The following is a 23,363-nucleotide window of genomic DNA, read 5'->3' as shown; positions in this document are numbered from 1 at the left end:
GCTCACACCACTCCCGGCCAGCGGCCGAAGCGGATGCCCCGCGACGTAGCATTGCGGGCATGTCAGCACCCGTGAGCACCGTCGAGGACGCGATCCAGGCCGCCCTGGCCACCGTCAACGACCCGGAGATCCGCCGGCCCATCACCGAACTGGGCATGGTCCGCTCCGCCACGATCGGCGCCGACGGCGTCGTACGGGTCGAGCTGCTGCTCACCGTCGCCGGCTGCCCGCTCAAGGACAAGCTGCGTACGGACATCACCGTCGCCGTCGCGGCCGTGCCCGGCGTGACCGGCGTGGAGATCGACTTCGGTGTGATGAGCCCCGAGCAGCGGCAGTCGTTGCAGTCGCAGCTGCGCGGCGGTGGCGCCAGCGAGGAGCCGGTCATCCCGTTCGCCCAGCCCGGCTCGCGCACCCGGGTGTACGCGGTGGCCAGCGGCAAGGGCGGTGTCGGCAAGTCCAGCGTGACGGTCAACCTGGCGGCGGCGCTCGCCGCCCGTGGGCTCTCCGTGGGCGTGGTCGACGCGGACATCTACGGCCACTCGGTGCCGCGGATGCTCGGCACGGAGGCCCGACCGACCCGCGTCGAAGACATGATCATGCCGCCGCAGTCGCACGGCGTGAAGGTGATCTCGATCGGCATGTTCACCTCGGGCAACGCGGCAGTGGTGTGGCGCGGCCCGATGCTGCACCGGGCATTGCAGCAGTTCCTGGCCGACGTCTACTGGGGCGACCTGGACGTGCTCCTGCTCGACCTGCCCCCGGGCACCGGCGACGTGGCCATCTCACTGGCCCAGCTCCTGCCCAACTCGGAGATCCTGATCGTCACCACCCCGCAGACCGCCGCCGCCGAGGTGGCGGAGCGAGCCGGGGCGATCGCCCTGCAGACCCACCAGCGGGTGGTCGGCGTCATCGAGAACATGTCCTGGCTGGAGCTGCCGGACGGCTCCCGGATGGAGATCTTCGGCGCCGGGGGCGGCACCGCCGTCGCCGAGTCGCTGAGCCGGACCATCGGCGCGCAGGTGCCGCTGCTCGGTCAGATCCCGCTGGACACGCGGGTCCGCGAGGCCGGCGACGCCGGCAACCCGATCGTGCTGGCCGAGCCGGAGTCCCCGGCCGCGCAGGCGCTCGGCACCATCGCCGACCGGCTCGCGCTGCGCCGTGAGTCGCTGCTCGGCAAGCCGCTCGGCCTCAAGCCCGCCGGGCGCTGAATTCCCGTAAGCACCACCAGCCCGTCGGCCGCTGTTGGCCGGCGGGCTGAGTCGTACCGGTAGGCGGCCAGGCCGCCGCAGCACGGCACAGCCGGCACGGCCCGGCACAGCCCGGCACAGCCGGCACAGCCCGGCACAGCCGGCACAGCCCGGCACAGCCGGCACAGCCCGGCACAGCCGGCACAGCCCGGCACCGCCGGCACAGCCCGGCACAGCCGGCACAGCCCGGCACAGCCGGCACGGCCGGCACGGCCCGGAGCGCCGGGCACGCCACGACGCCAGACACGGCACGGCCCGAAGCGCCGGGCACGGCATGGTCAACTCGGGTTTCTGGAAGTCGGGGCATCCCGCGAAGGTTGAAAGGCCGATTTCCTGGAACCCGAGTTGATCAAGGCATAACGCCAGGCCAGGACAAGCCTAGGCCGCGCCGGCGCGAGCCCAAGGCGGCGCGGGCGTGAGTCCAGGCCGCGCGCACACAAGGCCGGGCCGCGCGGACACAAGGCCGGGGCCGCGCGGAACAAGGCCGGGCCGCGCGGACAGCAAGCCGGGGCGGGCCAGGACGCGCGGGTCGGTCAGGTGGCGTCGTCGTAGCTGGCCCGGGGAGCCGGCGCCGGCGCTGAGCCGGTGGCCGTGCCGGGCCGGGAGCCGTTCGAGCGCGGGTCCACGGCGTTTGCCACGTCCTTCAGCTCGTTGTGCACGCCGCTGACGTCCGCGCGCAGGTTGTCGTAGACGCCCTGCATCGGCTTGCGGATCGCCGCCTCGTCCTCCTCGCTGAGGAGGTGCTTGCGGATGAAGGCCTTCGGGTGCAGATCCTCGAGCTGGATGTCGGTGCCCAGCTCGCGACTGAGATCGCCGGTGGCGTTGCGGGCCATGTTGCGCAGATTGCGCACCATCCGCAGGCCGTCGTTGATCACGGCAGGCAGCCGGTCACCAAAGATCAACAGCGCCAGGAGCAGCAGCGCCCCGACTTCCCACATGTTCAGGTTCTCGAACATCCCGCGGGCCTCCTCTCGGCGTCAGCAGCAAGACTACGCACGTCGGACGGCTTTCCGGCAGGGGGTGACGCGCTGTTCACTTGGCATCCGCGGCGAGGGTCACCGACGTGTTCTGCCGAGCGGCCCCCCGCCGGAACTCGACGGTCACCACCGAACCCGGAGCGAACTTGCGGACCAGGGCGATCAGGTCGGTCGGCTCGGTCATCGGCCGGCCGTTGAGCTTCAGGATCACGTCGCCGACCTTCAGCCCGGCCCCGGCCGCAGGCCCGGAGGGTTCCACGGCGGCCAGCCGTACGCCGCCGTTGGCGCCCGCGCCGGGGCCGCCGACCTGGGCGCCGATGACCGTACGCCGGGCCTTGCCGGTGCCGATGATGTCCTGGGTGACCCGCTTGGCCTGGTTGATCGGGATGGCGAAGGCGAGCCCGATGTTGCCGGCCTCCTGCCCGTCGGCCACCAGCGACTTGATGGTGGAGTTGACCCCGACCACCCGCCCGGCGCCGTCGACGAGTGGGCCGCCCGAGTTGCCGTGGTTGACGGCGGCGTCGGTCTGGATGGCCGCGTAGTAGCGCACCGGGCCGCCCGGCTCACCGGCCTGCATCGTCCGGTCCAGGGCGCTCACGATGCCTGCGGTGACAGTGTTGGCCAGCGACAGGGGTGAGCCGACGGCGAGCACCGGGTCGCCGACGGCCAGCGCTTCGGAGTCGCCGAACTCCACCGGTCGCAGCCCCGTGCGGTTCACCTTGATCACGGCGATGTCGGACTCCGGGTCCTGCCCGACGACTGTGGCCGGAGCGGCCGTGCCGTCGTTGAAGATCACCGAGGCCTTACCGCTGCCGCCGGCCACCACGTGGTCGTTGGTGATCACGTGACCGTCGGCGCTGGCGATGAAGCCGGAGCCCTCGCTGATCCCGCCGAGGCTGCTCACCCGGACGGTGACCACGCTGGGCAGGACACGTTCGGCGACTCCGGCCAGTGACTCCGGCTTGCGCTGGGCCAGCGCCGGCGGGTCCACGGCCGGCGCGCCGAGCACCGTGCCCGCGGCGCCGCCGCGCACCGCGAAGGCGTAACCCAACGCGCCACCGAGCGTGCCCGCCAGCAGTGCGGTGATCACCGGGATGAGCAGCAGATGGCGCAGCGTCGGTCGGCCCGGCGCGTCCGGGTCGGTGACCGGTTCGGGTTCGGTGCCGACCGCCACCACCCCGGGCACCACCACCGCGGCGGGCGCCGCCGGGTCACGCCACGGATCGCCGAGCGCGTCGGACCACCAGGGCGAGGCGCCGACCGCAGCCGTGGGCGCGGTGTCACTCCCCGGCGTGGTCGGCGGCCCCGCCGGCGGGACCCCTGCCCCGGGCGGGCTCGCCGGAGCCGGAGTCTCACCGCCCCGGCGCCAATCCCAGCCGTCGGTCACGTCGGTGCCTCCCAGTCCGTCCCCGGATCCCGCGCGGCGTCGCCCGGCCACGGTTCGGCGCGGTCGAGGCTGACGGAATACCGCTTCCAGGATTGCACGGATGCGCGCGGTGGAGTCAGCGGTTGGGTGCGGCGATCGCGCGGGGACGGAGGCGCGGCTGCGCCTCCCGCCGGTCGCCTCTACGCTCACAGTGCCAACCCGCCCCCGCACCACGCACCGCCCGGAGGTGCCCCATCGCCACGGTCGCCGGTTCCGGCAGTTCGACGACCCAGGCTCAGCAGTTCGCCGAGTCGTACGTGACCGAGGATCTCGTCCTGCGGACCGCCCGCAGCCTGGCCCACGAGGTGGGCCTCGACGCGGTCACTCCCGGAGCGGGGGCGGCCCTGCGGCTGCTGGCCGCGGCCGGGAACGCCCGCGCGGTGGTGGAGATCGGCACCGGCACGGGCGTGAGCGGCGTCTGGCTGCTGCGTGGCATGCGCGCCGACGGCGTGCTCACCACCATCGACCTTGAGGTGGAGCACCAGCGGATCGCCCGGCGGATCTTCGCCGAGGCCGGCTTCGCCGCCGGCCGCACCCGGATCATCACCGGTCGCGCGCTGGACGTACTGCCGCGGCTCGCCGACGGGGCGTACGACCTGGTCTTCGTCGACGCCGAGGCGACCGGGTTCCACGCCTGCGTGGAAGCGGCGCTGCGGCTGCTGCGCCCGGGCGGCGTGCTCGCGCTCAACGGCATGCTGGCGCACGGTCGGATCGGTGACCCGGCCGCCCGGGACGCGGAGACGGTGACGGTCCGCGAAACGATCAAGGCGGTCCGGGAGTCGGAGCACTGGATTCCCGCGCTGCTCCCGGTCGGGCACGGGGTGCTCGCCGCCGTGAAGTGCTGACGGTCAGTCGAGGCTGGCCAGCCAGCGCAGCAGGGAGCGGACGCCCCAGCCCGTCGCACCGCGGGTGAGTTCGGCCTGGTCGCCGTCCGCCCAGGACGGGGCGGACATGTCCAGGTGCAGCCAGCGGTCCCGGAGTTCGCCGGTGAACTCGCGCAGGTAGAGCGCGGCCAGCACCGATCCGGCGCCCTGCGCGGGCGCGCTGTAGAGGTCGGCGATCTCGCTGCCCAGGTACTCGACGTAGTCGGTGTGCAGCGGCATCCGCCAGGCCGCCTCGCCGGCCGCCCCGATCGCGGCCAGCAGGTCGGCGGCCAGCTCGTCGTTCTCGCTGTAGAGGGCGGCGGTTCGCTTGCCCAGTGCCACGGCGTTCGCGCCGGTGAGGGTCGCCAGGTCGATCAGCAGATCGGGCTTGAGCTGCCGCACCGCGTACGCCAGCGCGTCGGCGAGGACCAGGCGGCCCTCGGCGTCGGAGTTGGTCGTCTCGCTTGTCGTCCCGTCGTAGTGCCGGATCACGTCGCCCGGGCGGAACGCCGAGCCGCTGACCATGTTCTCGGCGAGCGGGGCGAGGGTGGTGACGCGGACCGGCAGGCGCAGCGCCGCCGCGCCGAGGGTGGCGGCGACGACCGCCGCCGCGCCGGCCATGTCCTTGCGCATCAGCTTCATCGCCGGCACCGGTTTGATCGAGAGGCCGCCGGTGTCGAAGGTGATGCCCTTGCCGATCAGCACCACGTGGGTGCGCGCGTTGGCGGGATGCCAGTCCATCTCGACCAGCCGCGGGCCACTGGCCGAGCCGCCGCCCACGGCGAGGATCCCACCGAAGCCCTCCGCGGTCAGCTCGGCCGGGTGGCGCACCGTGAGGCGCAGGTCCGGAAGGTCCACGGCGGCGGAGGCCACCTGCTCGGCGAACCACTGCGGGGTCTTCACCGAGGAGGGGGTGTTGGTCAGATCGCGGGCGAGGCGGGTCATCGCGGCGGTGGTCCGCGCCGTGGCCACGGCGCTCTCGTACGCCTCCGTCTCGGCGAGCAGCAGGTCGACGCCGCCGAGCGCGGGCGGATCGTCGGTCTCGGCCATCCGGAACCGGTACGACGCGAGCAGCAGCCCCTCGGTCAACCCACGGACCGCGTCGGACGTCACGTCGGCCGGCAGCGCGATAGTGATGTGCGTCTCATCTGCCGCCGAGCGGGCCAGGGCGGCGCCGGCAGCCCGCCAGGAGGACTCTCCGCCGTCGCCGACACCGAGCAGCACCAACCGTCCGGGGCTGCGCCCGGGACGCAGGTGGGTACGGATCTCGCCCGCCCGGCCGCTCAGTCGGGCGACCGGCACCAGCGCGGCAGCCTCCTCGGCGGTGCCGTCCGGCAGCGTCACAGCGGCGGGCGCCAGCTCCGCCGGGGCGTCATCTCCGGCTTCGCCTCCCGCCGCCCGATCGGTGGGGCGGACGGGCAGGACGAGGACGTCGAGCCGGTCTGGCTCGGCGAGCGGACGAATGGCGAGCACGCAGAACCGTACCTTCCAGGACATGTCGCAGAGTGGGACCGGGCAAGCGCCCGCCCACACCGATGAAGACCCTGAGCCACCGGCGATTCCGGTGGCTCAGGGTCCAGGAAACGCTCCGGGCGGCGTACGCCGTCCGGGTCGTTCCTCACTCAGCCGGCGGCTGCCTTCAACGCGTCACCGAGCGCGTTGGCCTCGTCGGGAGTCATCTCGACGACGAGCCGGCCACCGCCCTCCAGCGGGACCCGCATGACGATGCCCCGACCCTCCTTGGTGACTTCCAGCGGACCGTCGCCCGTCCGCGGCTTCATCGCCGCCATGTTGTCTCCCCTCAGACCTACACCAGGGTCGGTGGGTTGCCCCACAGCCACTTCGTCACGACCACCCGCAACGGTCGCGGGGGTGTCGACAGACGATTTTCCCTGATGAACACCGCCGGACCCAAACCGGAGCAGCATTGATGTAACAGCATCTAGCTTATCTTGAGAAGGCCTGTCACAATGTGCGGTCATGCAGGCACGGTCGGCACTCTTCGACCTGTACGGCGACCACCTCCGACCGAGGGGTGGCCGGGCACCGGTCGCCGCCCTGGTCAAGCTACTGGCGCCGTTGGGAATCGCGCCGCCCGCCGTTCGCACCGCCGTGTCCCGGATGGTGCGTCAAGGCTGGCTCGACCCGCTCCGGCTGGCCTCCGGACCGGGATATTCGATCACACCGAAAGCCGCCCGCCGACTGGACGAGGCGGCGGCCCGGATCTACCGCACCGGCCGGGTCACCTGGGACGGTCGGTTCGATCTGCTCGTCCTCGACGCTCCGGGTTCCCGGCGGGACCGGCAGCGACTCGCGGCCACCCTCAGCTTCCTCGGCTACGGCACGCTCGACGAGCAGACCTGGGTGGCGACCCGACCCGCCGAGGACGTCGACCTGTTGCTGGCCGAGGCCGGCATCCGGTTCGAGCGGTTCACGGCCTCGCACTTCTCCGGCACCCCCGGCGCGATGGGCGTCGTCCGCCGCGCCTGGGACCTGGCCGAGATCGGCCGCGCCTACGAGCGGTTCGTCGCCGACCAGCGCCCCCTCCTCGGCGCGGTCACCGTGCGCAGCAGCGACGAGGAGGCGTACGCGGCCCGGTTCCGGCTCGTGCACGCGTGGCGTACCTTCCTGTTCCGGGACCCACAGCTGCCCCCGGCGCTGCTCCCCGAGCGCTGGCCCGGCACGGCCGCCGCCAGCTTCTTCGACCGGCACGCGGCCCGCCTGCGTCCGGCCGCCGACCGGTACGTCGAGCAGTGCCTCGACGCCGGCAACCGCATCGTTCGACAGAAGGGTCGTTAGACACGTGACCGAGCCTTTGCTCGTCGACCGGACCGACGCCGTCGTCACCCTCACCCTGAACCGGCCGCAGGCGATGAACGCGCTCGACCTGGCGCTCAAGGAGGCGCTGCGGGACACGCTCGCCGAGTTGGAGACCGACCGGTCCTGCCGGGCGGTAGTCCTGGCCGGGGCCGGCGGGGCGTTCAGCGCCGGGCAGGACCTGCGCGAGCACGTGGCCACCCTGGGCAGCTCCTCCGGCCAGCCGCTGGACACCGTGCGGGCGCACTACAACCCGATCGCCGCCCGGCTGGCCAACCTGCCCAAGCCGGTGGTGGCAGCGGTCCGTGGGATGGCCGCCGGGGCGGGCGCGTCGCTGGCCTTCCTCGCCGACATCCGGATCGGCGGCCCGAGCACCAGCTTCCTGATGGCGTTCGCCAAGGTCGGTCTGGCCGCCGACACCGGCGCCTCCTGGACGCTGCCCCGGCTGGTCGGCCACGCCAAGGCCGTGGAGCTGCTCATGCTCGCCGAGCCGGTCCGCGCCGAGGAGGCCTGCCGGCTGGGGCTGATCACCCGGCTGACGGACGACGACGAGCAGGTGCTGCCCGTCGCGCAGGAGCTCGCGGCCCGGCTCGCCGCCGGCCCCACCGTGGCGTACGGGGCCATCAAGCGGCAGCTCTCGATCGCCGACGCCGGCACCCTCGCCGACGCCCTCTCGGCCGAGGCGCAGGCCCAGGCGATCTGCGGCGCCACCGCCGACCACCGGGCGGCCACCCTCGCGTTCGTCGCCAAGCAGAAACCGGTCTTCGAGGGACACTGAACGCGATTCGCACCCCACCCTTACCGTCCTCGTACGCGGGCCGCCTAACGTCGGACCGCATGAGCGATCGTGAAGCGGTGGCGCATCTGCTGCGTCGGGCGACCTTCGGGCCGACCGCCGACGAGGTGGACGCGGCCGAGCGGGCCGGGCCGGCGGCGACCCTGGACAAGCTGCTCGCCCCGGCTCGGGCCGACCGGGGCGCGGCGGCCACCCCGCCGCCGACGCTGCCCGCCGACCCGTACGCCGGGCTGACCAAGGAGTCCACCCGCGAGCAGCGGCAGAAGGCCAACGCCCAGCGCAAGGAGCAGCTCCAGCAGGTGACCCTCTGGTGGCTGGACCGGATGGTCGCCGCCGAGGACGGGCTGACCGAGAAGCTGCTCTTCTTCTGGCACGGGCACTGGGCCACCAGCGCGCAGAAGGTGAAGTCGGCGCGGGTGATGCTGGGCCAGTTGGAGACGCTGCGCCGCCACGGGCGCGGGCCGCTTGCCCCACTTGTCGCCGCGATGGTGCGCGACCCGGCTCTGATCATCTGGCTGGACGGGCAGAAGAACACCCGCAAGGCGCCGAACGAGAACCTGGCGCGCGAGCTGATGGAGCTGTTCACCCTCGGCATCGGCGCGTACACGGAGGCCGACGTGAAGGCCGGCGCGCGGGCGTTGACCGGCTGGACGGTGGACCGGCGCACCGGCGTCGCGCGCTTCGAGGCCAAGCGGCACGACCCCGGGGAGAAGACGATCCTGGGGCAGACCGGCCGCTTCGACGCCGAGGCGTACGCCGGACTGCTGTCCGCCCAGCCGGCGGCGGCGACGTTCGTGGCGGGGCGGCTCTGGTTCCGCTACGCCGGCACCGACGTCCCGGCCCCGGACGGGCTGGCCGGCGCGGACACCGTGGCGACCCTGCGTGCGCTGTTCTCGTCGCCGGCCTTCGCCCAGACCCGCGGCACCCTCGTGAAGCAGCCGGTGGAGTGGCTGGTCGGCGCGCTGCGACAGCTCGGCGTCCGGCCCTCGGCCCTGCCGGAGCAGCAGCGCAAACAACTGCTGTCCGGCCTGAACGCGCTGGATCAGGTGCCGCTGCGGCCGCCCAGCGTGGGTGGCTGGCCGGCCGGCGCGGCGTGGCTGACCACCTCGTCGTTGCAGGCCCGGCTCCGGATGGCCGGAATGCTTGCCGCCGCGGCCACCCCGGCGGTGCTGGCCCGGCTGACCGCCGCGCCCACCGCCGGGCGGCCGGACGCCCTGGCCCGACTGCTTGTCGTCGACGGCTGGGGCGCCCGCACCCGGGCCGCTCTCACACCGCTGGCCGGCGAACCACGGAAACTGCTGGCCGCCGGCCTGGTCAGCCCCGAGTACACCGTCAGCTGAGCGGAGGAGTCGAGAAATGGACGCCCTGACCCGACGCAGGTTCCTGCTCACCAGCGGGGTGGTCGGCGCGGGCGCGTTGGCCGCCGGCGCCGGCGCGTACGGACTGCGGGACCTGCTGGACACCTCCGGAGACCGGGACCCCCAGTCGCGCACGCTGGTGCTTGTCACCCTCTACGGCGGAAACGACGGCCTGAACACCGTCATCCCGTACGGCGACCCGGCCTACCGGGCGGCCCGACCCGAGCTGGCGTACCCCGACGGCGAGGTGCGGCGGTTGGACGACGACTTCGCCCTCAACCCGGCGATGGAGGGGCTGCACAAGCGCTGGTCGAGTGGCGGGCTGGCGATCGTGCGTGGGATCGGCTACCCGAAGCCGGACCGCAGCCACTTCCGGTCGATGGACATCTGGCACACGGCGCAACCGGACCGGCCGGGCAACACCGGTTGGCTCGGCCGCTGGCTGGACGGGGCGGGCGGCGACCCCCGGCTGGCGGTGTCGTTCGAGCCGGCGCTGCCGCCGCTGCTGGCCGGGGCGCACAGCGCGGGCGCCGCCGTGCCGGTGACCGACCGCAAGGCCGCCAAGGGCCTGCCGGCGGAGACGCTCACCGCGTTCGCCGCCGCCGAGGCGGGCGAGTCGGCAGCCCGGGGCCGTGCCGCCGCCTGCTTCGCCGACCTGCGGTCGGTGGACGAGATGATCCGCCAGGTACGCGACTCCGCCGCCGCGGAGACCGACGACCCGGACGGCGAGCAGGCGCCCGCGACGGCCACCGGCGGGGCCCGAACCCCGCTGGACGCGCAGTTGGATCTGGTCGCGCAGTGTGTGGAGGCGGAGGTGTCCACCCGGGTCTTCTCGGTGTCGTTGGGAGGCTTCGACACGCACGCCGACGAGAAGCAGTTGCAGGCCGTCCTGCTGGGTCAGCTGGACCGGGCGTTGACCGGGTTCGCCGACCGGATGAGTCGCAGCGAGGCGGGCCGGAAGGTGGTGGTGGCGGTCTACTCCGAGTTCGGTCGCCGGGTCCGGGCCAACGCCTCGGACGGCACCGACCACGGCACCGCCTCGGACATGCTGCTGCTCGGCGCGGGGGTGCGCGGCGGCTGGCACGGGGACGCGCCAAGCCTCACCGACCTCGACGACGGCGACCTGAAATACACCACCGACTTCCGGGACGTCTACGCCACGCTGTTGGAGCGGGTGTTGGACACCGACCCGGGTCCGGTGCTGGCCGACTGGAAGGGACGCCTGGACAAGCTCTTCTAGTCGTCCTCTTCCGGGTCCTGGTTGGCCTCCGCGCCGAGCACGAACGCCTGCATGGCCAGCTCGTCGCCGGCCGGTGACACGAAGGCGGGCAGCTCGCGCGGCCCCAGCTCCTGCACGTAGGACCAGAACAGCCGCACCGCCTCGGCCGGCGTGCCGGCCTCGATCGGCAGGTCGAGGCTGACCAGCCAGGTGCGCCGCGCCGGGGGCGGGCCGAGCTGGTCGGCCAGCGCCCGGAAGGTGGCCGGCTCCAGCGCGGTGACCGGCCCGTCGAGCGCGAGCAGGCCGGTCGGCACCGGCTCGTCGAAGGCCCGCCGGGTGTACGTCACGACGAGCGTCCCCGGCTCGACGTCGGACTGCGGATCGTCCGGATCCTCGGAGTGCCGCCGCGACGGCGCGGTGACCCGGCCGAGGGCCACCAGTCGCGGTGGCGCGTCGGCCAGCACCGCCACCCGGTCGCCGAGGCCGGGACGCCCGACGTCGGTCAGCCCGGTCAGCTCCAGGGTGTCGTGGTGCACGAGCCGCTCGGCCTCGTAACGTTCCGGGGGCAGCAGCACGGCCCAGGTGCCCGGCCCGTCGGCGTGGCCGGCCGCACCGGCCCGGTACGCGGTCTCGGTCGTCATGCCTGCCATCCCATCACGCCGCCGGTCAACGGGTGACGTGACAGCCGACGATGTGATCGTCGACCATCCCGGTGGCCTGCATGAGGGCGTACGCGGTGGTCGGGCCGACGAATCGGAAGCCGCGCTTCTTGAGTGCCTTGGCCATGGCCGTCGACTCTCCGGTGATCGGCGCCAGCTCGGCGAACGAGGCGGGGCGGGACGGCCGGCGCTCCGGCGCGAACGACCAGAGCAGCGCGGACAGCCCGTCGGGCAGCTCCAGCGCGGCACGGGCGTTGGCGATCGCCGCCTCGATCTTGGCCCGGTTGCGGACGATGCCGGCGTCGGCGAGCAGCCGGGTCACGTCGGCCTCGCCGTAGCCGGCCACGGTCTCGATGTGGAACTCGTCGAAGGCCAGCCGGAACGCCGGGCGTTTGCGCAGGATGGTCAGCCAGGACAGGCCGGACTGGAACGCCTCCAGGGTCATCCGCTCGTAGAGCGCGTCGTCGCCGCGCAGCGGCCGCCCCCACTCGGTGTCGTGGTAGACGGCGTAGTCCGGGGTGCTCGCCCCCCAGGCGCAGCGGGCCAGCCCGTCGGCGCCGATCACCAGGTCACTCACGTCGCACACGCTAGGCCATCGCACCGACAGCCCCGCACCGTCGGGCCTACCCGGCCAGCCTCACAGTCAGGGCAGTCGGCCCTGCTCGACCAGACGGCCGAACCTCTTCAGCGCCTGGGTGAGGCCCAGCTTGGAACCGGGCCAGAGCACCGGCCACGCCAGCCGGCCGGCCCGGCCGCCCGGCAGATGGAACCACTCGTGCCAGACGACCTGGGTGCGGGCCTCGCCGAGTTGGGTGCAGCGCAGGACGCCCGGACCGCGCAGCACCTGGCCGTGGTGGACCACGCCGATCTCGTACGGCTCGTCGACCCGGACCACCCGCATCTCGTCGCGCAGCGTCGCCCGGCCGAGCGCGGTCACCGCCTCGATCCGGCTGCCCTCGCGCCCGTCGCCCTCGACGACCCGGACCCGGGTGAACGGGATCCAGTCCGACTGCCGTTCCCAGGCGAGTAACGCGGCGAAGACCCGGGCCGCCGGGGCGTTGACGATGACCGTGGCGGTCACCTCGCCGGCGCCGGGTTGCGCCGCCTCCTGAAGATCATCAACGCCCTCCGGGCCGGTCACGCCGACTCCGACCGGACCACCGCGCCGTGCTGCCCGGCACCGCCGGCCGGCTCGTCCTCGGCCGGCTCGTCAGCGCTCGGCTCGTCGTCGCCCGGCTTGCGGGCGAGGGGCTCGTCGGCCGGCTTACGGGCGATGGGCTTGTCGACGGCGGGCGGCTCGCCGTCGGCCGGCGCCACGCCGTCCGCGTCGGCCGCCGAGGTGGTGGCGGGCAGAGCGTCCGCGTCGGCAGCGGAGGAGGTGGCGGGCAGGGCGTCCGCCCCGGCGGCCCCGCGCCGGCGTCCGCAGGCGCCACGCCGTCGGAGTCGGCCGCCGAGGAGGTGGCGGCGGGCAGGGCGTCCGCCCCGGCCGGCCCCGTGCCGGCGTCCGCAGGCGCAACGGCGTCGGCCGGCACCGCGGCGTCGTCCGGCTCCGCCGCGGTCGCGCCCGACGCCGCTCCGGCGGCCTGCTCCCGGGCCTGGCGCAGCACGTCGGCGTCGTCGGTACGGCCCTCGCGCAATGCGATGACCTCCGCCTCCAGCACGCCGATCAGCTCGGACTTGTAGCCGATGTCGTAGGCGGCACGGCGCATCGCCTGGTCGACCTGGGCCATCCGGTACCCGCGCAGTCCGGTGTCGAAGCGGACCGCCCCGACGTCGGATTCCCGCAGTGGCCGGGTGCCCGGCAGGGGGATGGCCTGCGAATCCGGCTCGGTCGACGCGAGGCCCGGATCGCGGCCACTGACCAACACCGTCACGCCGAAAACGACCGCCGCGACAGTCAACGCCACGACCAGGAGGAGCAGAAGCTGACCCATGCACTGATCGTGGCACGACAGCCGGCTGGGAGCGACCCCACCACCCCGATCACCATCGACGCCCGCGCCCGCCCCGCGTGGTGGCCGGCCGACCGGCTAGCGTCGGTAGCGGCCGGAGCGGCGGCGACGGTGCGGACAGTCGGGAGGCGTCATGGCCGGGGCACTTCGGCTTGGTGGGCGGACGTTCGCCCCGGGTGAGCTGGTGGTGATGGCCATCGTCAACCGCACACCGGACTCGTTCTTCGACCGGGGCGCCACCTTTGCCGCCGACAGCGCGCTGCGCGCCGTCGAGCGGGCGGTCGACGAGGGCGCGGCGATCATCGACATCGGCGGGGTCAAGGCGGGGCCGGGCACCGAGGTGGACGTCGCCGAGGAGATCCGGCGCACGGTGGACACCATCGCCGCCGTACGGGCCGCGTTCCCGGAGGTGGTCATCTCCATCGACACCTGGCGGGCCGAGGTCGCGACGGAGGCCGTGGCGGCCGGCGCGGACCTGCTCAACGACACCTGGTCGGGCGCCGACCCGGCGCTCGCCCGGGTCGCGGCGGACACGGGCGCCGGCCTGGTCTGCTCGCACGCCGGCGGGCTGGTCCCCCGGACCCGGCCGCACCGGGCGGCCTTCGACGACGTGGTCGCCGACGTGGTCGAGACGGTGACCGGGCTCGCCGAGCGCGCGGTGGCGGCGGGGGTACGCCCCGACGGCATCCTCATCGACCCGGCGCACGACTTCGGCAAGAACACCCGGCACTCCCTGGAGATCACCCGCCGGCTGGACGAGCTGACCGCGACCGGTTGGCCGGTGCTGGTGGCGCTCTCCAACAAGGACTTCGTCGGCGAGACGCTTGACCTGCCGGTGGCCGAGCGGCTGGAGGGCACGCTCGCCGCGACGGCGGTCTCCGCCTGGTTGGGCGCTCGGGTGTTCCGGGCCCACCAGGTCGGGCCCACCCGTCGGGTGCTGGACATGGTCGCCTCGATCCGTGGCGACCGCCCGCCCGCGGCGACCCGGCGGGGTCTGGCCTGAGTCGGCCGGTCGGTGCGGCAACCGACGTGAACGGCCGGCGGAGCGGCACGATCGCCGGAGGCACCGACGCTCAGGTCCAGCGCAGGATGTTCCTACGCCACGCGTAGAGGATGCCGAGGGCGAGCACCGCCACGAACACCGCCATCTCCACGACGGTGACCAGGCCGAAGCCCGGACGGTCGAAGACCACCGCCCACGGGAAGAGGAACACCGCCTCGACCGCGAACAGCACGTACAGGTAGGCGTAGACGTAGTAGCGGATCTGCATCTGCGCCCAGTCCGCGCCGACCGGATCGAGCCCGCACTCGTAGCTGGTCCGCTTGCCGAACGGGTCGGCCGGACGGGCGGGACGTAACACCCGGTTGGCCGAGAACGCCGTCACAAAGAACAGGACACTGACGAGCAGCAGGAGCCCGAGCGTCGCGTACGAGCCCAGGTAACCGGTCACATCGGCAGCTTACCGCCCACCCGAACGGGCCGTCCCAAACACGTTACGGATTTGTTTCCGGGTGGGACTAGTGCACCGAGGCAACTGTTAACGAACATTGGACATCCACCCATGGCACCGGAGGACAGATGGCCCGCGTGAAGGTATCGCCCGAACGCCGGGTTGCGGGGCGACCTCCCGCGCCCCTGCTGGCGACCTCGCTCGCGCTCGGGCTGCTCGCGGCGCTCGCCGCCGCTCCGACCCTCGCGAGCGCGGCGGTGCCGCACACGCACCCGATCGCCGCCGTGACGGAGTCGGCGCCCGAACCCGATCCGGACCCGGAGACCAGCCCGGCGGAGGAGCCCACCCCGACCGAGGATCCGGGCGGCGATCCCGCGCCGACCGACCCGGCCCCGGCGACCACCGCGCCGCCACCGGAGACGACGCCGCCTGCGCCTCCGCAGACCACCGCCCCACCGGTACCGACCACCGCCGCTCCCGCCCCGGGCGGCAGCACCCGGCCGCCGACTGCCGGGCCGCCGACGCCCCCGGTGCCCCCGGTCAACCCGCCCGCGCCGGGTGGCACGCCGGCGCCGGCGCCGAGCCCACTCGGCGTGCAGGTGACCACCGAGGACGTCACCCTGCCCGAGGCGTACTGGAACGCGACAAGCACCACCACCACGCTGCGGGTCACCGTGGCGAACACCGGCACCGCCGCGCAGCGGGTCCGACTCTCGTACACCCTGCCGGCCGGGCTGAGCGACGCCGGGACGAAGGGGTGCGTCGCCGCGGGCGGTGGCGTGTACCGCTGCGGGGCCTGGACGGCCGAGGCGGGCGTGCGGTTCAGCAGCCTGATCCGGTTGCGGGTCGCCGGCAACGCCTGGGAGCGGATGCCGCTCAGCGGCTCCGTGCAGGTCGTCGCGGACGCGCCGGGGGTGCCCGGCGAGGTGGCCGACGACCAGGGCTTCGCGGTGCTGTTCCCGCCCGGCCCGCCGGTGCCCGGGATCTCGCTGGCCGCGGACGAGGTCGCGTTCGACATCAGCGGCGCGGCGAGCACCCTCGCGGTACGGCTGGTCAACACCGGCAAGGTGGACGCCGCCGGCCTGCTGGAGGTGATCCTGCCGGCGGGGGTGAGCGTGCCGACCCCACCGGTGGGTTGCGTGGCGGTCGAGGCGTCCCGCACCCGGTGTGACGCGGGCCTGCTGGCGGCCGGCGAGACCCGCGAGCTGCGGCTGCCGGTGGAGGCGACCGCCCAGGCCCAGCGGGAGGCGCCGCTGTCCGGGGCGGTGATCGGTCAGCTCGACCCGCGCAACGGCGCGACCCGGCGGGTGCAGATGAGCTTCCGCATCACGGCGGCGGCCGCGCTGGCCACGCCTGTCGTCTCGCCGCCCGCGCCGACCGGCTCCCAGGGCGTACTCCCGGCGGGCGCCACCACCGACGACGACGGCGGCATGACCTCGGTGCAGCGCACCGCGGTCATCCTGATCGCGGTCTCCGCGCTGCTGGTGGTGCTGGCCCTCGCGCTGGCGACCACCTCGCTGCGCCGCCGCCTCGGCGGGTCGGTGGCCGAGCCCACCGCTCCGCCCACCGACTGACCGATCGACGACCCTGGCCGTCGACGGCCGGGGGTCGCGGCCGGCCGTGGACGGTGATCTGAATTACGGCGGGCGGGGCGAAACGCCGCAATCCTGGGCAGATTCGGCGTTGATCGGGTCTCAGTCGGCGGACCTCCGGGGAGGGTCGGGGGTCCGTTCGACGTAGGCTCTCAGTGAGGAACGACAGCGGACCGGACCAGCCTGGGGCGGTGCGGTGGAACGTTGCGTCAAGGAGGTCCCGTGGCCGGGCAGGGCGAGGTCCCGCAGTCGCGAACGAAGGTGGCACAGTGACCAAGCAGATCCGTCAACTCGACCGGGTGGTCATCCGGTTCGCCGGTGACTCCGGCGACGGCATGCAGTTGACCGGCGACCGGTTCACCTCGGAGACGGCACAGCTCGGCAACGACATCTCCACGCTGCCGAACTTCCCCGCCGAGATCCGGGCTCCCGCCGGCACCCTGCCCGGCGTGTCGAGCTTCCAGGTGCACTTCGCCGACTACGACATCCTCACGCCTGGCGACTCCCCCCACGTGCTGGTGGCGATGAACCCGGCGGCGCTCAAGGCCAACCTGGCCGACCTGCCGCGCGGCGCGGACATCATCGTCAACACCGACGAGTTCACCAAGCGCAACCTGGCCAAGGTCGGCTACCAGACCAGCCCGCTGGACGACGACTCGCTGGCCGGCTACGTCGTGCACCCGGTGGCCCTGACCTCGATGACGGTCGGGGCGCTCACCGAGTTGCAGGTGTCCAAGAAGGACGCCGAGCGGTCGAAGAACATGTTCGCCCTCGGCCTGCTCTCCTGGATGTACTCGCGACCGTACGAGTCGACCCTGCGCTTCCTGGAACGTAAGTTCGCGGCCCGCCCCGAGCTGGTCGCCGCGAACGTGGCCGCCTTCCGGGCCGGCTGGAACTTCGGCGAGACCACCGAGGACTTCGCGGTCCGCTACGAGGTCAAGCCGGCCAAGATGCGGCCGGGCACCTACCGCAACATCACCGGCAACGCCGCGCTCTCGCTGGGCCTGGTCGCCGCCGGGGTCCGCTCCGGGCTGCCGGTCTTCCTCGGGGCGTACCCGATCACCCCGGCGTCGGACATCCTGCACGAGCTGAGCAAGCACAAGCGCTTCGGTGTGCTGACCATGCAGGCCGAGGACGAGATCGCCGCGGTCGGCGCGGCGCTCGGCGCGTCGTACGGCGGAGCCCTGGGCGTGACCACCACGTCCGGTCCCGGTGTGGCCCTCAAGAGCGAGACGATCTCCCTGGCCGTGGCCTTGGAGCTGCCGCTGGTGATCGTGGACGTGCAGCGGGCCGGCCCGTCGACGGGCATGCCGACCAAGACCGAGCAGGCCGACCTGAACATGGCGCTCTACGGCCGACACGGCGAGGCGCCCGTCGCGGTCATCGCGCCGAAGTCGCCGTCGGACTGCTTCTTCGCGGCGCTGGAGGCGGCCCGGATCGCGTTGACCTACCGCACGCCGGTGATCCTGCTGTCGGACAACTACGTGGCGAACGGCTCCGAGCCGTGGCTGCTGCCCGACGTCGAGTCGCTGCCCGACCTCCGGGTCGAGTTCGCCACCGAGCCCAACGGCGACGACGGCACCACCTTCCTGCCGTACCTGCGCGATCCGGAGACCCTGGCCCGGCCGTGGGCCATTCCGGGCACGGCGGGGCTGGAGCACCGGATCGGTGGGCTGGAGAAGGCCGACAAGACCGGTGACATCTCGTACGACCCGGCGAACCACGACTTCATGGTGCGTACCCGGGCGGCCCGCATCGAGACGATTCCGGTGCCGGACATCGAGGTGGAGGACCCGGACGGCGACGCCCGGGTGCTGGTGCTGGGCTGGGGCTCGACGTACGGCCCGATCGGCGCGGCCTGCCGTGGGGTGCGTCAGCGCGGGCTGTCCATCGCCCAGGCACACCTGCGGCACCTCGCCCCGATGCCGGCCAACCTCGGTGAGGTCCTGCGCTCCTACGACAAGGTGGTCATCCCGGAGATGAACCTGGGTCAGCTGGCCCACGTCATCCGGGCCCGCTACCTGGTCGACGCGATCAGCTACAACCAGGTCCGCGGTCTGCCGTTCACGGCCGCCGAGCTGGAGACGACGCTGGAAGAGGTCCTGAAGAATGTCTGAGCCGGTTGCCCTCAAGCTCACCGCGAAGGACTTCAAGTCCGACCAGGAGGTGCGGTGGTGCCCCGGATGCGGTGACTACGCGATCCTGGCGGCGATCCAGCAGTTCATGCCGGAGTTGAACATCCCCCGCGAGCGGACGGTGTTCGTCTCCGGGATCGGCTGCTCGTCGCGCTTCCCGTACTACATGAACACGTACGGGATGCACTCGATCCACGGTCGTGCCCCGGCGATCGCGACCGGCCTGTCGGTGTCCCGGCCGGACCTGTCGGTGTGGGTGGTCACCGGTGACGGCGACGCGCTGTCCATCGGCGGCAACCACCTGATCCACGCGCTGCGGCGCAACGTCAACCTCAAGATCCTGTTGTTCAACAACCGGATCTACGGCCTGACCAAGGGTCAGTACTCGCCGACGTCCGAGGTCGGCAAGGTCACCAAGTCGACGCCGGCCGGCTCGGCGGACGCGCCGTTCAACCCGCTCTCGCTGGCCCTCGGCGCGGAGGCCAGCTTCGTCGGTCGGACCATCGACTCCGACCGCAAGCACCTGCAGTCGGTGCTGCGGGCGGCCGCGGAGCACGAGGGTTCGGCGTTCGTGGAGATCTACCAGAACTGCAACATCTTCAACGACGGGGCGTTCGAGCAGCTCAAGGACCCGTCCACCCGGGACGACTACCTGATCCGCCTGGAGCACGGGCAGCCGATCACCTTCGGCGCCGACGGGCAGTTCTGCGTGGTGCACCCGCCGGGCGCGTTCGGCCTGGAGGTCCGCGAGACCAGCTCGGTGCGCCCGGAGGAGATCGTCGTGCACGACGCGACGGTCACCGACCCGGCGTACGCGTTCGCGCTGTCCCGCCTGCCCGGCCTGGACCTGCGCAACACCCCGATCGGGGTGTTCCGGTCCGTGGACCGGCCGTCCTACGACAGGGTGGTCCAGGACCAGCTCGCCGCCGCCAAGGCGACTGTCACCGAGACCCCCGAGCAGCAGCTCGCCGGCCTGCTGGGCAGCGGCGACACCTGGACGATCCTCTGACCCGCCCGACCTGAACGACAGCGGCCGTCCCCGATACCCGGGGGCGGCCGCTCTTGTCGTGCCGTGCTGCCTCAGCGCTGGGCGGAGGCGGGGGTCCAGAGATTGTCGATCTCCTTCTCACTGGCCGCGAGGCTGGCCTCGTGCAACGGGATCAGCTCGGCCATCGCCGGCACCGACGGCGCGAGGGTCAATTCGGTGCTGATGAAGCGCGGCTGCATGCCGGTCATCGACAGACCGTGCGGGAGCCACGGCTCCGCGTGGTCCCAGCCGAAGCGAGGGGTGCCCTCGCCGTAACCGCCGCCCCGGGTCGTCAGAACCACGAACTCGCGGCCGCCGAGCAGGCCCTCCTGGGTCGTCGGGTCGTACGCCAGGCCGGGGACGATCAGGTGGTCGACCCAGGACTTGACGCTGCTGGGCGCGCCGAAGTTGTAGAGCGGCAGCCCGAGCAGCACCACGTCGGCCCGCTTCACCTCGTCGACCAGCCGCTCGCTGAGCTCCCAGGAATCGCGCTGGGCCGGGGTGTGCTGGTCCGGCGGTGTCATCCGCGCCAGCCCGCCGTCCGAGTCCAGGTGCGGCAGCGGCTCGGCGCCCAGGTCACGGTAGGTGACCGTGCCGTCGGGGTGTGCCGCGCGCCAGGCGGCGGCGGCGCGGGCGGTGAGTCGCCGGCTGACCGACCAGTCGCCCCGGATGCTCGAATCGATATGTAGCAGGTTCATGATTCCTCCTCCAAGGATCGTCTGTGTTGCACCAACTATTTATAGCAGGCAGATGTTCCGAGGCGTCGGTAGACTGGGTCACATGTCCGCCCTGCCGCTGGATCCCTCTGAGCACCGCTCAGGTGCCCTGCTGGATCACCTGGCCCGGCGGATGCGACTGCGGGCCGAGTCGGTACTGGCGCCACTGGGCCTGCGGCCCCGGCATCTGGTGGCGCTCACGGTGCTGCGCGCGGGCGGGGGCACCAGTCAGCAGGCGCTCGCCACGACCCTCGAGATGGACAGCACCAACATCGTCGGGCTGCTCAACGACCTCGAAGCGAAGGAACTGGTCGAGCGGCGGCGGTCACCCCAGGACCGTCGACGACACGTCGTCGAACTCACCGAAGATGGTGCGAAACGCCTCAAAGAGGCGGAATGCGCCCTCGCGGGTGTCGAGGACGAGGTGTTGGGGGCGTTGGAGCCAGCTGAGCGGGAGACGCTCTACGAGCTGCTCCGGCGTGCCGCCACCACGACGCCGATCAGCTGCAGCGCGGCGATCGACGAGGAGCCCGACGCCTGCTGAGGCGCCAGAGCAGGGTGCGTCGGAGCAGGGTGCGCCAGAGCAGGGTGCGTCAGACAGTCGCCGTGGACTGCGGGCGGTCGTCACGGACGTGCACAAGCATGTCGCCGGTCTCGATCACCGCACCGGCCCGGTCGGCCAGGGTGACCACCTTGCCCCGCCGGACCAGGGCGATCACCAGCGAGTCCAGCTCGCGCGGCGAGCGACCCACCTCGTCCCGCTCGGCGGAGCGCATCGCCAGCGCCATGCCCTGCCCCGGCGTGAGCAGGTCCTCCACCACGTCGATAAGCGGCGGCGCCGAGGTGGACAGGCCGAGCAGGCGGCCGGCGGTCGCCGACGAGACGATGACGTGGTGCGCGCCGCTCTGTTTGAGCAGCGGGGCGTTCTCCGCCTCCCGCGCCGCCGCGATGATCCGGACCTGCCCGGCGGTGAGCTGCCGTACGGTGAGCGCCACCAGCACCGAGGCGTCGTCACTGTCAGTCGCGATGATCACTGCCTTCGCGTTCTTGACATGCGCCTCGTTCAGGACCGACGACCGGGTCGCCGACCCCTCGATCGCCACCAGCCCGGCCGACGTGGCCTGCCGCAGGGCGACGCTGCTGCGCTCCACCACCACGATCCGCGACCGGTCCAGGCCGTTCTCCATCAGGGCGTTGACCGCGCTGCGGCCCTTGGTGCCGTAGCCGCAGATGATGACGTGGTCCTTCACGACTCTCCTCCACCGCGACAGGCGACGGCCGGTCCGGTACTGCTCGGTCAGGACTTCCAGTGTGGTGCCGACCAGGATGATCAGGAAGAGCACCCGGGCCGGGGTGACGAACAGGACGTTCACCAGCCGGGCCGACGGCGCGGCCGGGGTGATGTCCCCGTAGCCGGTCGTGGAGAGCGAGACGACCGCGTAGTAGAAGCAGTCGAGCAGGGTGAGGCCGTCCTCGTTGACGTCGCGGTAGCCGTCCCGGTCCAGGTAGACCGCCGCCACCACGGCGAAGACCAGGCCCAGGGCGGCAGCGAGCCGAAGGCTCAGCGCGCTCAGCGGACCCCGGCGCTGCGCGGGAAAATGGATCACCGTCGAACCTGTTCCGCCGCCGTCGCCTGCACGACCACAACATAGCGGGTACGCCGCCGACTGCACGCCCGGGTCACGCCGACGCACCACCGCCAACGGCCGACCTGGCGCGCAGGGGTCGGTAGGCAGGGCCGACAACCGGCATGATGGGGGTGTTCCTCCGACGACGACCGCGAGAGTGAGGCCGGCATGTCGTTGCTGCGACGAGTGATCGGCGGGGTGCTGCGCCGGCTGCGCCAGAGCCAGGGCCGCACACTGCGCGACGTGGCCGCGTCCGCCGGGGTGTCCGTGCCCTACCTGTCCGAGGTCGAGCGGGGCCGCAAGGAGGCCTCGTCGGAGGTCCTCGCGGCGATCTGCCGGGCGCTCGGCATCCAGCTCTCCGACCTGCTCGAACAGGCCCGCGACGACCTGCGCCGGGTCGAACGTCGCATTCCCGCCGCGCCCCGGGCCGCGCTGGCCCAGTTGGAGCGGGTGCCGTCGGCGCGCACCGAGACCGGTTCGACCTTCCGGATCGGCTTCCAGCCGAGTGGGTCGACGCCACCCGTGGCCGCCGTCCCGGCCCCCGTCCGGCAGCCGGCCGGGCCGGTGCTGCGGCTGGGCGGGCCGATCCTGCACGTCGGCGGTCCGGCATCGCCGGTCGGGTCGACAGTCGGCGGGGCGGGGCTGCGGGTCCGGCTGATCGCCTCCGCGCCGGCCGGGCGCCCCGGCCCGCGTACCTCCAAGATGCTGGCCTGCCGCCGGGCCCGGGCGGGCCGGCGGCGGCTGAGCCTGGTGTAGGCCGGCCGGGGTTCTGCCCTGGGCGGATCTGCCGGCGGCAGAATCCCTGGTCGGCGGCCGGGCGTCGCCGCACGCTGGAGGGGCCGGTCCCCCGGGCGGTCTCCCGCCCGCCGGCACGGTGGAGGGTGGCGGCAGATGATCGGGTACGGCGTGTGGATGCGGGACGGTGGGCAGCCGACCTTCGGTGATCAGGTGTTCGAGCGGCTGTTGCGGGAGCGGATCGTCTTCCTCGGCACCGAGGTGACCGAGGAGTCGGCCAACCAGATCTGCGCGCAGATCCTGCTGCTCGCCGCCGAGGACGCCGACCGGGACATCTACCTCTACATCAACTCGCCGGGCGGCTCGGTGAGCGCCGGCATGGCGGTGTACGACACGATGCGCTACGTCCGCAACGACGTGGCCACGCTGGCGCTCGGGTTCGCCGGCTCGATGGGGCAGTTTCTGCTGTGCGCGGGCGCGGCCGGCAAGCGGTACGCGCTGCCGCACTCGCGGATCATGATGCACCAGCCCTCCGGTGGGATGGGCGGCACCGCCTCGGACATCACCATCCAGGCGGAGAACATGCTGCACGTGAAGCGGACGATGCAGGAGTTGATCGCCGAGCACAGTGGACGAACGCTCGACGAGATTCAGCAGGACTGGGACCGGGATCGCTGGTTCACCGCCGAGCAGGCCCGGGAGTACGGCCTCATCGACCGGGTGCTCGCCCGAGCCGAGCAACTGCCGGCGGAATGACCCGACGCG

The 23,363-nt window shown here is 72.9% G+C and carries 23 protein-coding genes and 1 pseudogene; 13 read left to right on the top strand and 11 right to left on the bottom strand.

All coding sequences use genetic code 11. The features are described 5' to 3' along the window. The first annotated feature begins 59 nt into the window (after positions 1-59). A complete protein-coding gene (locus tag MILUP08_RS04815) occupies positions 60-1,208 on the top strand; it encodes an Mrp/NBP35 family ATP-binding protein (protein WP_007455256.1) in 1,149 nt (382 codons plus the stop codon). Between the two features lie 572 nt (positions 1,209-1,780). On the opposite strand, the gene MILUP08_RS04810 is transcribed toward MILUP08_RS04815, so the two are convergent. Together MILUP08_RS04810 and MILUP08_RS04805 are read right to left on the bottom strand one after the other, a co-directional pair. Continuing rightward, positions 1,781-2,203, bottom strand: coding sequence for a twin-arginine translocase TatA/TatE family subunit (locus tag MILUP08_RS04810; RefSeq protein WP_007455253.1), 423 nt, complete (start codon positions 2,201-2,203; stop codon positions 1,781-1,783). A 76-nt stretch (positions 2,204-2,279) separates the two neighbouring features. Continuing rightward, a complete protein-coding gene (locus MILUP08_RS04805) occupies positions 2,280-3,611 on the bottom strand; it encodes a S1C family serine protease (protein WP_007455251.1) in 1,332 nt (443 codons plus the stop codon). Positions 3,612-3,907: 296 nt separating this feature from the next. On the opposite strand from MILUP08_RS04805, the gene MILUP08_RS04800 reads away from it, so the two are divergent. After that, positions 3,908-4,495, top strand: coding sequence for an O-methyltransferase (locus tag MILUP08_RS04800; protein WP_007455249.1), 588 nt, complete (start codon positions 3,908-3,910; stop codon positions 4,493-4,495). Positions 4,496-4,498: 3 nt separating this feature from the next. Here MILUP08_RS04800 and MILUP08_RS04795 read toward each other — a convergent pair whose 3' ends face one another. Further along, the gene (locus MILUP08_RS04795) at positions 4,499-5,986 is read right to left on the bottom strand and encodes a leucyl aminopeptidase family protein (protein ID WP_039907312.1); all 1,488 of its coding nucleotides are present in this window, start codon (positions 5,984-5,986) and stop codon (positions 4,499-4,501) included. 149 nt (positions 5,987-6,135) lie between these two features. Beyond that, complete coding sequence (locus MILUP08_RS34255) at positions 6,136-6,303, bottom strand: DUF3117 domain-containing protein (RefSeq protein ID WP_007455245.1); 168 nt, start codon at positions 6,301-6,303, stop codon at positions 6,136-6,138. A gap of 190 nt (positions 6,304-6,493) precedes the next feature. Here MILUP08_RS34255 and MILUP08_RS04790 point away from each other — a divergent pair, with 190 nt between their 5' ends. From MILUP08_RS04790 to MILUP08_RS04775, 4 genes are read left to right on the top strand one after another with little or no spacing between them, the layout of a single operon-like run. Beyond that, positions 6,494-7,312 carry a PaaX family transcriptional regulator gene (locus tag MILUP08_RS04790; RefSeq protein ID WP_007455243.1) on the top strand — a complete coding sequence of 273 codons (819 nt, stop codon included), beginning with the start codon at positions 6,494-6,496 and terminating at the stop codon, positions 7,310-7,312. A 4-nt stretch (positions 7,313-7,316) separates the two neighbouring features. Beyond that, on the top strand, positions 7,317-8,108 hold the full coding sequence (locus MILUP08_RS04785; RefSeq protein ID WP_007455241.1) for an enoyl-CoA hydratase-related protein: 792 nt from the start codon (positions 7,317-7,319) through the stop codon (positions 8,106-8,108). Between the two features lie 59 nt (positions 8,109-8,167). Further along, positions 8,168-9,466: a DUF1800 domain-containing protein gene (locus MILUP08_RS04780; protein WP_007455240.1), complete on the top strand. Its 1,299-nt coding sequence runs from the start codon at positions 8,168-8,170 to the stop codon at positions 9,464-9,466. Positions 9,467-9,482: 16 nt separating this feature from the next. Then, a complete protein-coding gene (locus MILUP08_RS04775) occupies positions 9,483-10,724 on the top strand; it encodes a DUF1501 domain-containing protein (protein WP_007455239.1) in 1,242 nt (413 codons plus the stop codon). On the opposite strand, the gene MILUP08_RS04770 is transcribed toward MILUP08_RS04775, so the two are convergent. From MILUP08_RS04770 to MILUP08_RS04755, 4 genes and pseudogenes are all read right to left on the bottom strand, one after another. After that, complete coding sequence (locus MILUP08_RS04770; protein ID WP_007455238.1) at positions 10,721-11,344, bottom strand: hypothetical protein; 624 nt, start codon at positions 11,342-11,344, stop codon at positions 10,721-10,723. The genes MILUP08_RS04775 and MILUP08_RS04770 overlap by 4 nt on opposite strands. Positions 11,345-11,369: 25 nt before the next feature. Then, positions 11,370-11,939 (bottom strand): DNA-3-methyladenine glycosylase I, encoded by a 570-nt coding sequence (locus MILUP08_RS04765; protein ID WP_039907311.1) that lies wholly within the window; start codon positions 11,937-11,939, stop codon positions 11,370-11,372. A gap of 66 nt (positions 11,940-12,005) precedes the next feature. Continuing rightward, a complete protein-coding gene (locus tag MILUP08_RS04760) occupies positions 12,006-12,503 on the bottom strand; it encodes an SRPBCC family protein (protein WP_007455234.1) in 498 nt (165 codons plus the stop codon). 391 nt (positions 12,504-12,894) lie between these two features. Further along, positions 12,895-13,296 (bottom strand): annotated as a pseudogene (locus tag MILUP08_RS04755) (DivIVA domain-containing protein); the annotation flags it as partial. Positions 13,297-13,447: 151 nt separating this feature from the next. Here MILUP08_RS04755 and folP point away from each other — a divergent pair. Beyond that, positions 13,448-14,317 (top strand): dihydropteroate synthase, encoded by an 870-nt coding sequence (gene folP / locus MILUP08_RS04750; RefSeq protein ID WP_007455226.1) that lies wholly within the window; start codon positions 13,448-13,450, stop codon positions 14,315-14,317. A 70-nt stretch (positions 14,318-14,387) separates the two neighbouring features. On the opposite strand, the gene ndhC is transcribed toward folP, so the two are convergent. Next, on the bottom strand, positions 14,388-14,765 hold the full coding sequence (ndhC, locus tag MILUP08_RS04745; RefSeq protein WP_007455225.1) for an NADH-quinone oxidoreductase subunit A: 378 nt from the start codon (positions 14,763-14,765) through the stop codon (positions 14,388-14,390). Between the two features lie 128 nt (positions 14,766-14,893). On the opposite strand from ndhC, the gene MILUP08_RS04740 reads away from it, so the two are divergent. The 3 genes from MILUP08_RS04740 to MILUP08_RS04730 all read left to right on the top strand — a co-directional run bounded on the left by MILUP08_RS04740 (position 14,894) and on the right by MILUP08_RS04730 (position 19,501). Then, positions 14,894-16,339, top strand: a complete 1,446-nt coding sequence (locus tag MILUP08_RS04740) for a hypothetical protein (protein ID WP_007455223.1) — start codon at positions 14,894-14,896, stop codon at positions 16,337-16,339. 287 nt (positions 16,340-16,626) lie between these two features. Next, the gene (locus MILUP08_RS04735; RefSeq protein ID WP_007455222.1) at positions 16,627-18,474 is read left to right on the top strand and encodes a 2-oxoacid:acceptor oxidoreductase subunit alpha; all 1,848 of its coding nucleotides are present in this window, start codon (positions 16,627-16,629) and stop codon (positions 18,472-18,474) included. After that, positions 18,467-19,501 carry a 2-oxoacid:ferredoxin oxidoreductase subunit beta gene (locus MILUP08_RS04730; protein WP_007455221.1) on the top strand — a complete coding sequence of 345 codons (1,035 nt, stop codon included), beginning with the start codon at positions 18,467-18,469 and terminating at the stop codon, positions 19,499-19,501. Before MILUP08_RS04735 ends, MILUP08_RS04730 begins: the two co-directional genes overlap by 8 nt. Positions 19,502-19,572: 71 nt before the next feature. On the opposite strand, the gene MILUP08_RS04725 is transcribed toward MILUP08_RS04730, so the two are convergent. Further along, a complete protein-coding gene (locus MILUP08_RS04725) occupies positions 19,573-20,217 on the bottom strand; it encodes an FMN-dependent NADH-azoreductase (RefSeq protein WP_007455220.1) in 645 nt (214 codons plus the stop codon). An 82-nt stretch (positions 20,218-20,299) separates the two neighbouring features. Between MILUP08_RS04725 and MILUP08_RS04720 the strand changes: the two genes are divergently transcribed. Further along, on the top strand, positions 20,300-20,779 hold the full coding sequence (locus MILUP08_RS04720; RefSeq protein WP_007455219.1) for a MarR family winged helix-turn-helix transcriptional regulator: 480 nt from the start codon (positions 20,300-20,302) through the stop codon (positions 20,777-20,779). A 49-nt stretch (positions 20,780-20,828) separates the two neighbouring features. Here the strand turns inward: MILUP08_RS04720 and MILUP08_RS04715 are convergent, their stop codons facing one another. Then, positions 20,829-21,842, bottom strand: coding sequence for a potassium channel family protein (locus tag MILUP08_RS04715; RefSeq protein WP_007455218.1), 1,014 nt, complete (start codon positions 21,840-21,842; stop codon positions 20,829-20,831). 189 nt (positions 21,843-22,031) lie between these two features. On the opposite strand from MILUP08_RS04715, the gene MILUP08_RS04710 reads away from it, so the two are divergent. Next, positions 22,032-22,619: a helix-turn-helix domain-containing protein gene (locus MILUP08_RS04710; protein WP_007455217.1), complete on the top strand. Its 588-nt coding sequence runs from the start codon at positions 22,032-22,034 to the stop codon at positions 22,617-22,619. A 135-nt stretch (positions 22,620-22,754) separates the two neighbouring features. Continuing rightward, entirely contained in the window at positions 22,755-23,354 is a 600-nt protein-coding gene (locus tag MILUP08_RS04705) for a ClpP family protease (RefSeq protein WP_007455216.1), read from the top strand. The last annotated feature ends 9 nt before the right edge of the window (positions 23,355-23,363 follow it).

It is taken from the genome of Micromonospora lupini str. Lupac 08, assembly GCF_000297395.2.
GTDB classification, from domain to species: domain Bacteria; phylum Actinomycetota; class Actinomycetes; order Mycobacteriales; family Micromonosporaceae; genus Micromonospora; species Micromonospora lupini.
Note: the sequence above shows the minus strand (reverse complement) of the source record. Positions and strands in the feature narration are given on the sequence as shown.